The sequence below is a fragment of the Kitasatospora sp. NPDC001225 genome (genome assembly GCF_053597855.1).
In genome coordinates, this window is the sequence record NZ_JBSFJC010000072.1 from 31388 (window position 1) to 45030 (window position 13643).

Annotated in this window: 10 protein-coding genes; 3 read left to right on the top strand and 7 right to left on the bottom strand. The window is 73.6% G+C overall.

Going from position 1 to position 13643, the window contains the following annotated elements:
* Nucleotides 1–2 precede the first annotated feature (2 nt).
* On the bottom strand, nucleotides 3–1568 hold the full coding sequence (locus tag ACWDCZ_RS23910; RefSeq protein ID WP_449816904.1) for a DUF4192 family protein: 1566 nt from the start codon (nucleotides 1566–1568) through the stop codon (nucleotides 3–5).
* Between the two features lie 229 nt (nucleotides 1569–1797).
* Here ACWDCZ_RS23910 and ACWDCZ_RS23915 point away from each other — a divergent pair, with 229 nt between their 5' ends.
* On the top strand, nucleotides 1798–3993 hold the full coding sequence (locus ACWDCZ_RS23915; RefSeq protein WP_449816905.1) for a RecQ family ATP-dependent DNA helicase: 2196 nt from the start codon (nucleotides 1798–1800) through the stop codon (nucleotides 3991–3993).
* 363 nt (nucleotides 3994–4356) lie between these two features.
* Nucleotides 4357–5076: a hypothetical protein gene (locus tag ACWDCZ_RS23920; protein ID WP_375876205.1), complete on the top strand. Its 720-nt coding sequence runs from the start codon at nucleotides 4357–4359 to the stop codon at nucleotides 5074–5076.
* A 146-nt stretch (nucleotides 5077–5222) separates the two neighbouring features.
* On the opposite strand, the gene ACWDCZ_RS23925 is transcribed toward ACWDCZ_RS23920, so the two are convergent.
* From ACWDCZ_RS23925 to ACWDCZ_RS23935, 3 genes are all read right to left on the bottom strand, one after another.
* Nucleotides 5223–5876, bottom strand: coding sequence for a hypothetical protein (locus tag ACWDCZ_RS23925; protein WP_449816906.1), 654 nt, complete (start codon nucleotides 5874–5876; stop codon nucleotides 5223–5225).
* A gap of 99 nt (nucleotides 5877–5975) precedes the next feature.
* Nucleotides 5976–6674: a ribonuclease HII gene (locus ACWDCZ_RS23930; protein WP_049653099.1), complete on the bottom strand. Its 699-nt coding sequence runs from the start codon at nucleotides 6672–6674 to the stop codon at nucleotides 5976–5978.
* 129 nt (nucleotides 6675–6803) lie between these two features.
* On the bottom strand, nucleotides 6804–7475 hold the full coding sequence (locus tag ACWDCZ_RS23935; protein ID WP_380782488.1) for a TetR/AcrR family transcriptional regulator: 672 nt from the start codon (nucleotides 7473–7475) through the stop codon (nucleotides 6804–6806).
* A 344-nt stretch (nucleotides 7476–7819) separates the two neighbouring features.
* Here ACWDCZ_RS23935 and ACWDCZ_RS23940 point away from each other — a divergent pair, with 344 nt between their 5' ends.
* A complete protein-coding gene (locus ACWDCZ_RS23940; RefSeq protein WP_049653101.1) occupies nucleotides 7820–9367 on the top strand; it encodes an MFS transporter in 1548 nt (515 codons plus the stop codon).
* A 160-nt stretch (nucleotides 9368–9527) separates the two neighbouring features.
* Here ACWDCZ_RS23940 and ACWDCZ_RS23945 read toward each other — a convergent pair whose 3' ends face one another.
* From ACWDCZ_RS23945 to ACWDCZ_RS23955, 3 genes are all read right to left on the bottom strand, one after another.
* Nucleotides 9528–11213 (bottom strand): DUF4153 domain-containing protein, encoded by a 1686-nt coding sequence (locus tag ACWDCZ_RS23945; RefSeq protein ID WP_449816907.1) that lies wholly within the window; start codon nucleotides 11211–11213, stop codon nucleotides 9528–9530.
* 328 nt (nucleotides 11214–11541) lie between these two features.
* Nucleotides 11542–12507: a carbohydrate ABC transporter permease gene (locus ACWDCZ_RS23950; RefSeq protein WP_449816908.1), complete on the bottom strand. Its 966-nt coding sequence runs from the start codon at nucleotides 12505–12507 to the stop codon at nucleotides 11542–11544.
* On the bottom strand, nucleotides 12504–13556 hold the full coding sequence (locus tag ACWDCZ_RS23955) for a carbohydrate ABC transporter permease (RefSeq protein WP_079272796.1): 1053 nt from the start codon (nucleotides 13554–13556) through the stop codon (nucleotides 12504–12506). The genes ACWDCZ_RS23950 and ACWDCZ_RS23955 overlap by 4 nt, the downstream gene beginning before the upstream one ends.
* Nucleotides 13557–13643 lie beyond the last annotated feature (87 nt).

Consider the following 13643-nt stretch of genomic DNA (forward strand, 5'->3'; position numbering starts at 1 on the left):
GCTCAGTGCGCACGGTGGCCTCCTCCCGCCGCCCGCCGGACGCCCCGGCAGCGGTGGTGGCCGGTCCGGGCGGCGGGCACGCAGGCCGCCGCCCGGCCGAGCCGCAGGCCCCGGGCGAACCGCTCCCCGGCCACCCTGGCGTGCCCGGGCGCCACAGCCCGTCCGGGCGCCGACAGCAGGGCGACCGCCCCGGCGCCACCGCCGTCCGGCTCCGGGCCTCCCGAGCCGTCCGGGGCGCCCTGACCCGGATCCGTCGGTACCGACGCCGTGGACGAGCCCTTCCGGCGACCGCCACGCCGGTGCCGCCGCGCGCCGGCCGACCGCCCGGGCCGCTCACCGGGGGCCTCGCCGGCGCCCGGGGCGGCGGGCCCGGGACCCGCGTCGTCGCGGAGGGGCGCCCCCTGGGCGGGCGGCGGCACCTCGGCGTTCGGCGCTCCGCCCGCCGGAGGCCGCGGCTCCTCGCCCGGGACCGTGGCGTCCCCGGGCTCCTCGCGCCGCCGGCGCTGGGCCTCGACGGCGGCCAGCAGCCCTTGGGGCGTCATGCCGTCGTTGAGCGACTCGTAGAGCAGCTCGGCCAGCAGGTAGCCCGGGGCGAGCCGCAGGACGTGCCCGAGCACGACCCGGGCCGTCGCCGTGTCCCCGGCGACCCAGGACGTCCAGGCCAGCAGGGTGAGCGGGGCCACCGCACAGCCCTCGTACGGCGGCACGGCCCGCCGGGCGAGGAAGCGCCAGAGCCGCTCGGCCGGGGCCAGCTCGTCGGGCCTGGCGTACTCGACGCCGCGGTCCCGCACCAGGCGGTCCCGCAGGGCGAGCAGCAGCTGGGCCGTCCGGTCCGCGTCGAGTTCCCTGGCTCCGGCCCGGAACTCGGCGAAGGCCTGGTCGAGCAGGGCGAGGCGCTGCTCCCTGGCGAGGGCGTCCACGGCCTCGGCCCGGGCGAGCGCCTCGCGCTGGGCGGCGTCCGCCGGCGGACCGACCGGGTCCAGCCCGCCGATGATGGCCTTGCGGCTGCCGCGCGGCACCAGGCCGGCCACCGTCGCGGCGGCGGCCGCCGGACCGGGCTCCGGGCTGCGCCGCACCGGATTGCCCGCCGCGTCGCAGCACCCGTCGCCGCGGCAGAGGAAGGACCACCAGCGGCCGTCCGAGACGCACAGCGCCTCCTTGACGGCCACGCCCCGGCGCCCGAAGGCCGCCCGGAGGGCCTCCGCCAGCGGCCGCAGCCCGTCCACCACCGGCGGGGCGTGGGCCGTACCGCGGTCCTGGCAGAGGTAGAGGAGCACCTGGAGCGGCCGGGCGCCGTGCCGCTCGGAGAGGGCGACCAGCAGGGCGGCCGTCTCCTCCGCCGCGGCCGGCCACTGCGCGGGCGACCGCGGCAGGTCCGCCCGGATCACCCCGCCCTGGTGCAGGCCAGGGCCGTGGAGCCCCACCGCGACGATGCTGTCGTCGGGGTAGAAGCCCAGGAAGTACGGAAGCAGCTCGGCCATGTCGGCCGGGCCGCGCATGACGACCTGCCGGTGGTCGGAGGCCGGTCCGAGGGACAGAATGACGTGTTCGTTGTTCATCGCGTTCATGGCCGCAAGAGTGGACGCAATCCGCGAACGATGTCGGAACCGACTTTTTTCCTGTGGATAACTCCGCCCCCGAATTTTCCCTCACTCATTCGGAGCAGGCGACACTCCCTCCCGCGAGTGGATTTTGACCGCCGTTCAGCGGATCAGCTGATGAAATACATCCCACCTTCCCCCGTCTCCGCTCCCCGGCATTCGTCGCTTGTCGGCGGTACGGGGTTACATGGACGCCATGCAGCAGCCCGACATCCACACCACCGCCACCGCCGACCGCGCCGAGGTCCGGGCGCGGGCCGAGGCCGTCCTGCGCGAGCTCGCCGGCCCCGGAGCCACCCTGCGCGAGGACCAGTGGACGGCCATCGAGGCCCTCGTGGTCGACCACCGCCGCGCCCTGGTCGTCCAGCGCACCGGCTGGGGGAAGTCCGCCGTCTACTTCATCGCCACCGCCCTGCTCCGGGCCCGCGGCGCCGGGCCGACGGTGATCGTCTCGCCGCTGCTCGCCCTGATGCGCAACCAGGTCGAGTCGGCCGGCCGGGCCGGCATCCAGGCCCGCACGATCAACTCGGCCAACACCGACGAGTGGACCGCGATCCAGGAGGAGGTCGCCGACGGGAAGGTCGACATCCTGCTGGTCAGCCCCGAGCGGCTGAACAACCCGGACTTCCGCGACCAGGTGCTGCCCGAGCTCGCCGCCTCCACCGGCCTGCTCGTGGTCGACGAGGCCCACTGCATCTCGGACTGGGGGCACGACTTCCGCCCCGACTACCGCCGGCTGCGCACCATGCTCGCGGACCTGCCGCCCGGCGTCCCGGTGCTGGCCACCACCGCCACCGCCAACGCCCGGGTCACCGCGGACGTCGCCGAGCAACTCGGCACCGGCACCACCGACGAGCACGCCCTGGTGCTGCGCGGGCCGCTCGACCGGGAGAGCCTCACCCTGGGCGTGCTCTCCCTGCCCGACCCGGCGCACCGCCTCGCCTGGCTGGCCGACCACCTAGACCGGCTCCCCGGCTCGGGCATCGTCTACACCCTGACGGTGGCCGCCGCCGAGGAGGTGACGGCCTTCCTGCGCGAACGCGGCTTCCCGGTGGCCTCCTACTCCGGCCGCACCGAGGACGCCGAGCGCCGCACCGCCGAGGCCGACCTGCTGGCGAACCGGGTCAAGGCGCTGGTCGCCACCTCCGCGCTCGGCATGGGCTTCGACAAGCCCGACCTCGGCTTCGTGGTGCACCTCGGCTCGCCCAGCTCGCCGATCGCCTACTACCAGCAGGTCGGCCGGGCCGGGCGCGGAGTGGACCGGGCCGAGGTGCTGCTGCTGCCCGGGCGCGAGGACGAGGCGATCTGGCGCTACTTCGCCTCGCTGGCCTTCCCCCCGGAGGATCAGGTGCGCCGCACCATCGACGCGCTGACCGAGGCCGGCCGGCCGCTCTCCACCGCCGCCCTGGAACCCCGGGTGGACCTGCGCCGGGCCCGGCTGGAGACCATGCTCAAGGTGCTCGACGTGGACGGCGCCGTCCGCCGGGTCAAGGGCGGCTGGACGGCCACCGGCCAGAGCTGGGAGTACGACACCGCCCGCTACGCCAAGGTCGCCGCCTCCCGGGAGGCGGAGCAGCGGGCGATGCGCGACTATGCGGCGGGCACCGGCTGCCGGATGGAGTTCCTGCGCCGCCAGCTGGACGACGAGGAGGCCGCGCCGTGCGGCCGGTGCGACAACTGCGCGGGGCCGCTGCACACCCCGGACGTCTCCGCCGAGGCGCTGGCCGCCGCCCGGGCCGCGCTCGGCCGCCCGGGCGTGAGCTTCGAGCCCCGACGGCTCTGGCCGACCGGGATGGACGCGCTCGGGGTGCCGCTCAAGGGCCGGATCCCGGCGGGCGAGCAGGCGGAGACCGGCCGTGCGCTCGGCCGACTGTCCGACATCGGCTGGGGCAATCGGCTGCGCGCCCTGCTCGCCGAGCAGGCGCCGGACGTGCCGGTGCCCGGCGAGGCGGTGGACGCCCTGGTGGCGGTGCTCGCCGACTGGGCCCGCGGTCCGGGCGGTTGGGCCGGGCCCGCGACCACGGAGGGAGCTCGGCTGGACCGGCCGGTCGGCGTGGTGACGATGGCCTCCTCCGCCAGGCCCCGGCTGGTCGGCAGCCTGGGCGCGCGGATCGCCGAGATCGGGCGGCTGCCGCTGCTCGGCCGGATCGAGTACGCCGGCGGGCTGCCCCCGCACGGCGCCCGCAGCAACAGCGCCCAGCGGCTGCACTCGCTGGCCGGCGCGCTGGTCCTGCCACCGGAGGTCGAGCAGGCGGTGGCGGCCGCCGGTGGGCCGGTGCTGCTGGTGGACGACCTCGTCGACTCGGGGTGGACGGTCACCGTGGCCGCCCGGCTGCTGCGCCGGGCGGGGGCGAGCGCGGTGCTGCCGCTGGTGCTGGCCGTGCAGGGGTGACCCGACGCCGGAAAACCGGCGAAGGAGCCCTCTCGTTCACTCGAATGGCCCAACAGAAAGGATCAAGCGAAGCGATTTCGATCACACCGGTCGAACGGCCCGAGAAAGGAGTGACCACCGTGCCGATGACGGCTCACCCTGCCCTCCGAGCGTTGTGGATCAAGGCTTGGCGGCACCTCCACGGCGTTCGGGCGACCGTGGAACATATCCGGCAGACCATGGGCTATCGGATGGCGTTCATCATTTCATCGTTGCCGCTCCGCCCCCGATGCCCCGAGAATTGGGGGGTACCCGAAATCCGGTCCGCTGGACCCGCCCTTCGGCGTACCCAGGCACCCGCCTGCCCACGGGCCAGGAAGGAGGATCGTGATCAACGGTATCGGCCGAGGTCAGAATCCCTTCTCCGGGAGCCCGGAACCCAGACGGGTGCTGGACCTGGAGACCTGGACCGCCTCGGGGATCCCGTTGCTGCGCGACCCGCGCGAGTTCGTCGTGGAACTGCACCAGCGCCACCTGCCCCAGCCGGGCACCGTCGTGGTCGCCGTCCTGGACGCGCTCCACCACCTCGCCGCCTCGGCCTCGTTCACCCCCTGGCCGCACGACACCGACGGATGGCAGCACCGCAACGCGCTGCTGGCGAACCTGCGCCGGATCATCCCGCACGACCTGCGACTGCCCGAGCCGACCCGGACGGCCCTACTGCTGCGCTGCCGCGACGGCGCACCCGGCTGGACGGCGCAGGACGGCGCCTGGATGTGGGCGCTGCGGGACGCGTCCGCACTGCACGGACTGCGCTGCGGGGCGTACATCGGACTCACCCCGGCGGGCTGGCAGGTCCTCGGGGACGGTCGGGGCGGGCGCAAGCCGCACTCGGGCTCCTGGGCCGAGGGGCCGGTGCACACCGTGACGGAACTGCCGCCGCGTTCGGCGCTGGAGGCCCCGCGCGGCCAGCGGACCCGCCTGCTGGCGGCCGACCAGGCCAAGCGCGGCGAGGACACGGCGCGCTCCCCGCAGTCCGAGCCCCCGTGGGCCGCGACGCGGGCCGCGGCGGCCGAACCGACCCGCCGTACCGGCACGCGCTGAGTCCGCGGCAGCCCTCGGCCGTCGGGCCGTCAACACCGGCCTTCGACAACGGCCGTCGGCACCGGCCGTCAGCCACCGGGGGCCGCGGGACGGACCTCGGGCCCGGCACCGTACAGCGGCGCCGGGCCCGAAGTGGACGGCTGTGGTCAGGCCTTGCCCGGGCGGCCCGGCGTGGTTCCGGCCGCGCCCTTCGCGGCCGGGCCGGCGTCGCCGCAGACCACCAGCAGCGCGGTCGCGTGGTCGAGCGCCCTGGCGTACGCCTCGGCGGCCCGGGCGGACGGTCCGCCGTTGACCACCAGGACGACCACCTCGCGACGGACCGGACGGGTCAGCGCGGCGTCCGCGTAGAACACGTCCCCGCCCTCGGCGAGCTGCGCCCAGTAGCGCTCCTCGCCGAAGGACAGCTCGTGCTGCTGCCAGGGGTGCGCTTCGCCGACCGTCAGCACCAGGATGTCGCCCGGAGTGCGGCCGGACTCCAGCAGCAGGTCGACCGCGTCGTCGGCGCGCTCAACCGCCTGTGCCGGGGTGGCGGCGATCCGCTGGACCTCCACCCGCGGTTCGGCGGGGGCCGGGCGGCGCGGTGCCGGCCCGGGCTTGGGGACCAGTTGCGGCGGGCCCGGACGGGCGGCGCGCGGCGGGGCCGGGCGCGGGGGCGCCTGACGGGGTCCGGGCACCGGAGCCGGGGCGACGACGGTGGTGGGTGCGGTGGCGGGGGCTTGTGCGTCCGACTCGCGGAGGAAGGGAACGCCGGGGCCCGGGAGGCTCTCGTGAATCTCCGGCTCCTCGGGGAAGACAGGCATACCCGGATATCTATCAAATGCCGGTCGGACGCGCACGGGCACCCCACCCCTTGGGCGCCGGCCTCCTGCCGCCCCCCCGGGGCAATTCCAGACGGACCGTCAGAAACCGAGCGTCAACTGTTCGTCGGCGGACCCCTGGCCGTCGCCCGCACCCTCCCGAACGCGCTTGAGATGGCGCCACTTCGGCAGTCCGTCCATGTACGCCCAGGAGAGCCGGTGGTGCTCGGTGGGGCCGAACTCCTCCAGCGCGGCACGGTGCACCGGGGACGGGTAGCCGGCGTTGTCGGCGAAGCCGTAGTCCGGGCACCCCTCGCCCAGTTCGGCCATCAGGCCGTCACGGTGGACCTTGGCGAGCACCGAGGCGGCGGAGACGCAGATGCAGGACTGGTCGCCCTTGATCACCGTGCGCACCCGCCAGGGTCCGCCGAGATAGTCGTGCTTGCCGTCCAGGATCACCGCGTCGGGTTCGACCGGCAGCGCCTCCAGCGCGCGGACGGCGGCCAGCCGCAGCGCCGCCGTCATGCCGAGCTCGTCGCACTCCTGCGGGGTGGCCTGCCCGAGCGCGTACGCGGTGACCCAGTCGGCGAGGACGGGTGCGAGCGCGCGACGGCGCAGCTCGGTGAGCAGCTTGGAGTCGGTCAGCCCTTCCGGCGCCTTGCGCAGACCGGTGACGGCCGCGCCCACGGTGACCGGCCCGGCCCAGGCGCCGCGCCCGACCTCGTCGAGACCGACGACGATCTTGGCGCCGGCCCGGCGGAGCGAGCGTTCGACGGAGTGCGTCGGGGGGACGATGGGCATGGCGTAATCCGTTCAGCGGGGGCAGCCTCCAGCCTAAGCCCGCTCATGACCGCCGAATCCGCCTCCCGGGAGGGAGGGGTCCGGGGGAGGCACCGGGTCCGGCAGTGCCCGGGCCCGGCACCGACCGCCTCAGGCCCGGATCATCGGCTCCAGCACCTCGTCCACCAGCCGACCGGCGAACCCCGGCCCCATGTTCTCCAGCCCGCGGATCTTGACCTGGTAGAGCAGCACCGCCGGAATGACGTCGGCCACCAGCGGGGTGGCCGCACCGGGCCGGACGTCGCCGCGCTCGGCACCGCGACGCAGGATCTCCAGGATGGTCCGCGCGGTCGGCTCGATGACCCGGTCGGTGATGAAGGCCTTGAAGACCTCGGCCCGCTCCTGGTCGATCTCGCCCATCAGCGCGTTGAGCGCGGAGCCCGTCCGGGAGGCCATCGCCTGCGTGAACCCCTCGATGAGCCGGTGGAGTTCGTCACGCGCGGACCCGAGGTCGGGGGTGTCGTAAGGGCGTGGAAGAGTGGCGTCCAGGGCGTCGATGACGAGTTCGTCCTTGGATGCCCAGCGCCGGTAGAGCGCGGCCTTCCCGGTCCGCGCCGCGCCGGCGACCCCTTCCATGGTGAGCCGCGCGTATCCGCCGGAGGTGAGCTGGTCGAGGGCGGCCTCGAAGATCGCGTTCTCCAGTTCCTTCCCCCGGCGCCGCGCCGGTCGCGTCAGCGCCTGGCGGGCGGCCCGCACCGGACAGAAGCCCGGTTCGCCACCCGGCACCGAGCCCGACCCGGCGCCCGACCCCCCTGGCGCCACCCCGACGCCCTCCTCCCCCGGTCGAACGGCCCCGGACCGGACAGCCCCGGACCGCACGGCCTCAGGCCGGAGGACCTCGGGCCGAACAGCCGCCTCTCCGGGCGCCGGCCCCGCCGAACCACCCGGCGACCGACCGGACCGGTCCGCCACCAGGCGTCGCACCAACCGCTCCATCGCCACCACCCTTAAGGAACGCTTGCGTTCACAATCACGGCCAGGATATCGTCCCGCTTAGTGAACGATCCCGTTCCTTCTCGGCCTGCGCAAGGGCGCAGTGCCATGCCCGGACCGGCGACTCCGCCGGCCCCGCACCACCGAGCACATAGCCAGCAGGGGGCACATTCGTGGCTATCTCCGACACGCTCAGCAAGAACCCGCCACCGCGGACGAACCAGGGGCGGGGCAAGGGCATCACCCTGACCGTCATCGCCGCCACCCAGCTCATGGTGGTCCTCGACGCGACCATCGTGAACATCGCACTGCCGCACATCAGGGACGCCCTGGGCTTCTCGACCACCGACCTGTCGTGGGTCATCAACGCCTACACCCTGACCTTCGGCGGGCTGCTGCTGCTCGGCGGTCGAGCGGGTGACATCCTCGGCCGCCGAAGGGTGTTCATCTTCGGCACCCTGCTGTTCGGCCTGGCCTCACTGCTCGGTGGTTTCGCGCAGGACAGCAGCCTGCTGCTGGCCGCCCGCGCGCTCCAGGGCATCGGCGGCGCGATCTGTTCCCCGACCGCCTTCGCCCTGATCGCCACCAACTTCGACGAGGGACCGGAACGCAACCGCGCGTTCGGCGTGTTCTCGGCGGTGGCGGGTTCCGGCGCCGCGATCGGCCTGCTGGCCGGCGGTCTGCTCACCGAGTACCTGAACTGGCGCTGGGTGTTCTTCGTCAACGTGCCGATCGCGATCCTGATCGCGATCGCCGCGCCGCGCCACATCGCCGAGTCCGAGCGCCACCCGGGCCGCTTCGACCTCCCCGGCGCCCTCACCTCGACGCTCGGCCTGGTCGGCCTGGTCTACGGGTTCATCCGGGCCGCCTCGGACGGCTGGTCGGACGGCATCACACTCGGCTCCTTCGCGGCCGGCGCGATCCTGCTCGCCGCCTTCCTCGTGGTCGAGAGCCGCACCGACCAGCCGATCACCCCGATGCACCTGTTCGCCAACCGCAACCGCACCGGCGGCCTGGTGATGATGCTCTGCCTGGCGGCGGCCATGTTCGGCATCTTCTTCTACGTCGTGCTGTTCGTGCAGGGTCCGCTCGGCTACAGCCCGCTGAAGGCCGGCGTCTCCTTCCTCCCGATCAGCGTCGCGATCATCATCGCCGCGCAGATCGCCTCCAACCTCCAGGCCAAGTACGGCCCGAAGCCCTTCATGGCGGGCGGCGCACTGCTGGTCACCGTAGGCCTCACCTGGCTGACCCAGATGAGCAAGGACAGCGGCTACCTGGACGGGGTCCTCGGCCCCACGGTGGTGTTCGGCTTCGGCATGGGTCTGATCTTCGTCCCGGTGATGCTGCTCGCGGTCGCGGGCGTCCCGGGCGAGGAGACCGGCGCCGCCTCCGGCCTGCTCAACTCGATGCAGCAGATCGGCGGTTCGCTCGGCCTGTCGATCCTGACCACGGTCTTCGCGCACTACGCCACGGCCGAAGCCGCCGTGCAGCTGCCGAAGTTCATGGAGAGCGCGAAGCCTGAGCAGCTGGCCTACCTCCAGCAGCACCACGAGTTCCCGCAGGGCACCGACGCCGCGAACACCGTGCTCACCCAGGGCATTTCGCACGGCTTCATCGTGGGCGCCGCGCTCGCGGCGGTCGCCCTGCTCGTCGCGGTCTTCGTGATCAAGGCCAAGGCCAGCGACCTGCCGAGCGGCTCCTCCGCCGTCGCGATGCACTGACACCGTCACCGTCACCGTCACCGTGTGCCGACACCGCCACCGCGCGCCGACGCCGTAGGTGACGGACCGGCGCCGCACGACGCCCAGGGCCGGTCGGGAGCAGCACGCTCCCGGCCGGCCCTACCGCTGTCCGCGGCCCCCGCCTCCACCCTCGGGCGGCCTACCAGGCCTCGTACGCCAGCCCCGCCTGATCGCAGGCCGTACGGCCGACCGTCGTCGAGTCGACCCGCGGCCGCTCCGCCAGGATCTCCCGGGCCCGGGTGGCCGCGAGGTTGGTCGCGTACCAGGGCTTCGACTCCGCCCCCAGGCCCTGCCCGATCAGCTGCAGCGCACAGCTCCGCTGCGGCTCGGGGAGCCGGTCCAGGGCGGGTACCGCGTCCGCCGAGAGCCCGCGGACGTTGCGCAGGTCGATGGCCGCGGCGCGCGGGTCGTCCCGCAGGGCCTGCTCGTACCGGGTGACGTTCTGCTCGGCGACGATCGCGTCCGGGCCCATCAGGCCGTAGACCGCGACGGTGAGCATCCCGCTGAGGACGACGACGCGCGGCAGCCAACCGGCACGGCGGGTCAGCCCGGCGGCGATCAGCAGCAGGAAGACGGCGCCCAGCCAGACCTCGACCACCAGTACCCAGAGCCGCAGCCGGGTGAGCCCGGAGGCGTCCACGTAGAACCACATCCGGCCGAGCGCCGAGGCCACCACGGCCAGCGCCAGCAGGCAGAGCAGCCCGAGCAGGATCCGCGCCACCCGGCGGTCGGCCACGGTGGTGCGCGGCGCCCAACGGTTGGCGACCGCCACCACGACCAGCGTCAGCACGGTGATCACGCTCAGCTGCCAGAAGCCCTGCCGGGCGTACTCGGAGCGGCTCATCCCCGTGTTGCTCAGCACGGCGTCCGCGCCACCGAGCACCACCACGGCCTGGATCACCGCGAAGACACCGAACATCAGGTTCAGCGCGACCAGCGGAAGCGCCCACTCCAGCCGCCGCCGCTCCCGGCCCGGCCGGATCACCGTACGGTCCCAGCGGCGCGGGCCGGCGGCCATGTGCGCGAAGCCCAGCACGGTCACCGTCCCGAGCACGAACAACGCGCCGCGCCCCGGGAGCTGGTCGAGGTCGAGATCCGGGCTGAGACCGCCCAGCAGATCCGCCATGGCGGCGTCGGCGCTGGCGAACAGCAGGCCGAAGACGGTCAGCAGGGCGGCGGCGACCCCGAGCGCCTTGAGCACCGGGACGATCCGGTCGCGGCCGGGCAGCGGCCGCCGGTCCATGCTCTCCCAGACCCAGACCACCGAGGACACCAGCTGCCACACGATGCCGGGCAGCGGGAACAGCACACCCGGCCAGCGACGGCCGCCGTGCAGCGCCAGCGAGGCCAGCGCCAGCGCACCGACCACGGCCGGCACCGCGGGCCAGCCGGCGTCCCACCGGGCCGGGACGGCGAGCAGGGCGAGGGCGAGCAGGCTCCACACCGCCGTCCAGGGTCGGATCCGGCGCCCGGCCGTCCGGGCTGCGATCCCCGCCCCGACAGCGGTGGCGGCGCCGAGCAGCAGCAGGTTGGGCCCCAGGCCGTCGTAGAGCAGCCAGGCCGTCAGCAGGCCGGCGAGCAGGGCCGCCAGGAGGATCTTGGGGGTGGCCCCCGCCCGGCGCTCGGGGGCGCTGGGGCCCAGCCACGCGGGGGGCGAGGGCACGGCCACGCCGGGCGCCCGGCCCGGACCCGGCCTGCTCTGCGGGCGGGTGCCCGTCGGGCGGTACGGACCGTACGGGTCGAACGCGTCGTACGGGTTGGACGACTCGGTCGGACCCGGCGCGACTGGATCGGGCGACCTGGTCGGGTCGGGTGACTCAGTCAAGTCGGACGACCCAGCCGCCCCCGGCGCGATCAGGTCGGGCGACCCAGTCGAGTCAGGTGACCCAGTCGGATCGAGCGACTCAGTCGACCCCGGCGAGGTCGAGTCGGCCGACTCGGTCGGACCGGGCGAATCGGACGGGGCAGGCGTGGACGGGCCTGGCATGAGTCCCCCTCAGTGGTCGGCAGGCATGCGGACGGCACCCATCGGGCGGTCCGCGGACCGGCGCGCTCAACGCCCGGCCGCTGCCGACTGTAGACCATTCTGAACAAGTTCAAAAATCAGTTTCGAACGTGTTCAGAATGCCCTCACCACCACAGGACTCCCCTGGCTACCCCTTCACCGATCCGGCCAGCAGCCCCCGGACGAAGTAGCGCTGGAGGCTGAAGAAGACGATCAACGGAACGATGATCGACAGGAACGCCCCGGCCGTGAGCAGCTCCCAGCGCCCGCCGAGGGAGCCGGACAGCTGCGCCAGCCGCACCGTCATCGGCGCCACCTCCGGTGTGCCGCCCGCGAAGGTCAGCGCCACCAGCAGGTCGTTCCAGACCCACAGGAACTGGAAGATCGCGAACGAGGCCAGCGCCGGGGTGCACAGCGGCAGCACGATCGAGCGGAAGATCTTGAAGTGCGAGGCGCCGTCCACCACCGCGGCCTCCATCAGGTCGCGCGGCAGCTGGGCGATGAAGTTGTGCAGCAGGAACACCGCCAGCGGCAGCGCGAACATGGTGTGCGCCAGCCAGACCGGCGCGTAGCTGCCCTTGAGGTCCACCGCCGGGATCAGCGTCAGCGAGCCCAGGTGCGCACCGCCGGCGAACAGCCGGAGCAGCGGGATGAGCGCCATCTGGAGCGGCACCACCTGGAGCGCGAACACCGTGAAGAAGACCGCGTCGCTCCCCCGGAACCGCACCCAGGCCAGCGCGTACGCCGCCATCGCCGCCAGTGCCAGCGGGAAGACCGTCGCCGGGACGCTGATCGCCAGCGAGTTGACCAGGAAGGGCATCAGGCCGGTGGAGGCGCCGGACCCGCCCTCGAACAGCACCGAGTGGTAGTTGCCGAGGCCGAGGTCCGGATGGAGGAGGGCATTCCACCACCCGCTGGCCGTCACGTCCTGCTTGGGGCGCAGAGAAGTCACCAGCAGGCCCAGCGTCGGGATCGTCCAGAGGACCGTCATCGCGATCACGAACACCGAGGCCAGCGGACTGCTGAAGGCCTTCCGCACCGGCGGCACCGACCGCGCCGCCTTCACCGACCGCACCGACTCCGCCGGCTGCTCCCGGCCGCCCGTCCCGGTCACCGGACCTCACGCTCCTTCCGCAGCTGCACGATGTTGTAGGCCACCAGCGGCAGCACCGCGAGGAAGAGGAGCACCGCGAGGGCACTGCCCCGGCCGGAGTTGAACTGCACGAAGGACTGCGAGTACATCTCGTTGGCCAGCACCTGGGTGCCGAAGTTGCCGCCGGTCATGGTGCGGACGATGTCGAAGGCCTTCAGAGTGATGATCATGACGGTGGTCAGCACGACCATCACCGTGGTGCGGATCATCGGCACGGTGACGTACCAGAACAGCCGCACCCCGCTCGCGCCGTCCAGCCGGGCCGCCTCCACCACCTCGTCCGGGATCGCCTTGATCGCCGCCGACAGCACCACCATCGCGAAGCCGGTCTGCACCCAGACCATCACCGCCATCAGCAGGAAGGTGTTCAGCGGCTGCGAGAGCAGCCAGTTCGGCGGATCGTCCCAGCCCACGGCGACGGCGAGTTGGCTGAGCAGGCCGATCTGCGGCTGGCCCGGCCCGCGCGACTCGTAGACGAACTTGAAGATGATCGACGCGCCGACCAGCGAGATCGCCATCGGCATGAAGATCAGCGACTTGTACACCGACTGGCCGCGCATCCGGTCGACCAGCAGCGCCAGCACCAGCCCCAGCCCGGTCGCCACGAGCGGCGCGACCACCAGCCAGAGCAGCGTGTTGACCAGCACCTTCTGCACCGAGTCGGAGGTGAGGGCCCAGCCGAAGTTCTCACCGCCGACGAACCGGGTGCCGTCGTCGTTCTGGAGGCTGAGGTAGACCGTGCGGACCAGCGGCACGACCAGGCCGACGGCCAGCAGCAGCACCGCCGGGCCGAGGAACACCGCGACCGCCAGCGGTCGGGCCAGGCGGCCCCGGGCCCGACCGGCGGCCAGGAAGACCACCAGCAGGATGCCCAGGAAGCCCGCGACGGCGCCGAAGGTGTTGCCGAACTTGACCGCCGCGTCGTTCCAGGAGCCGGCCGCCAGGTTCTCGGCGACCAGCCTCCCGGCGGCCGATTCGGCGACGGGTGACGGGAATCCGGTTACGGACATGGCTGCGCTTCCCTTCGGGTGTGGTGGGAAGGGGGCGGGCGGGGGGGGGGGGTGGGCCCCCACCGCCCGCCGCCGGTGGGCCGTGGT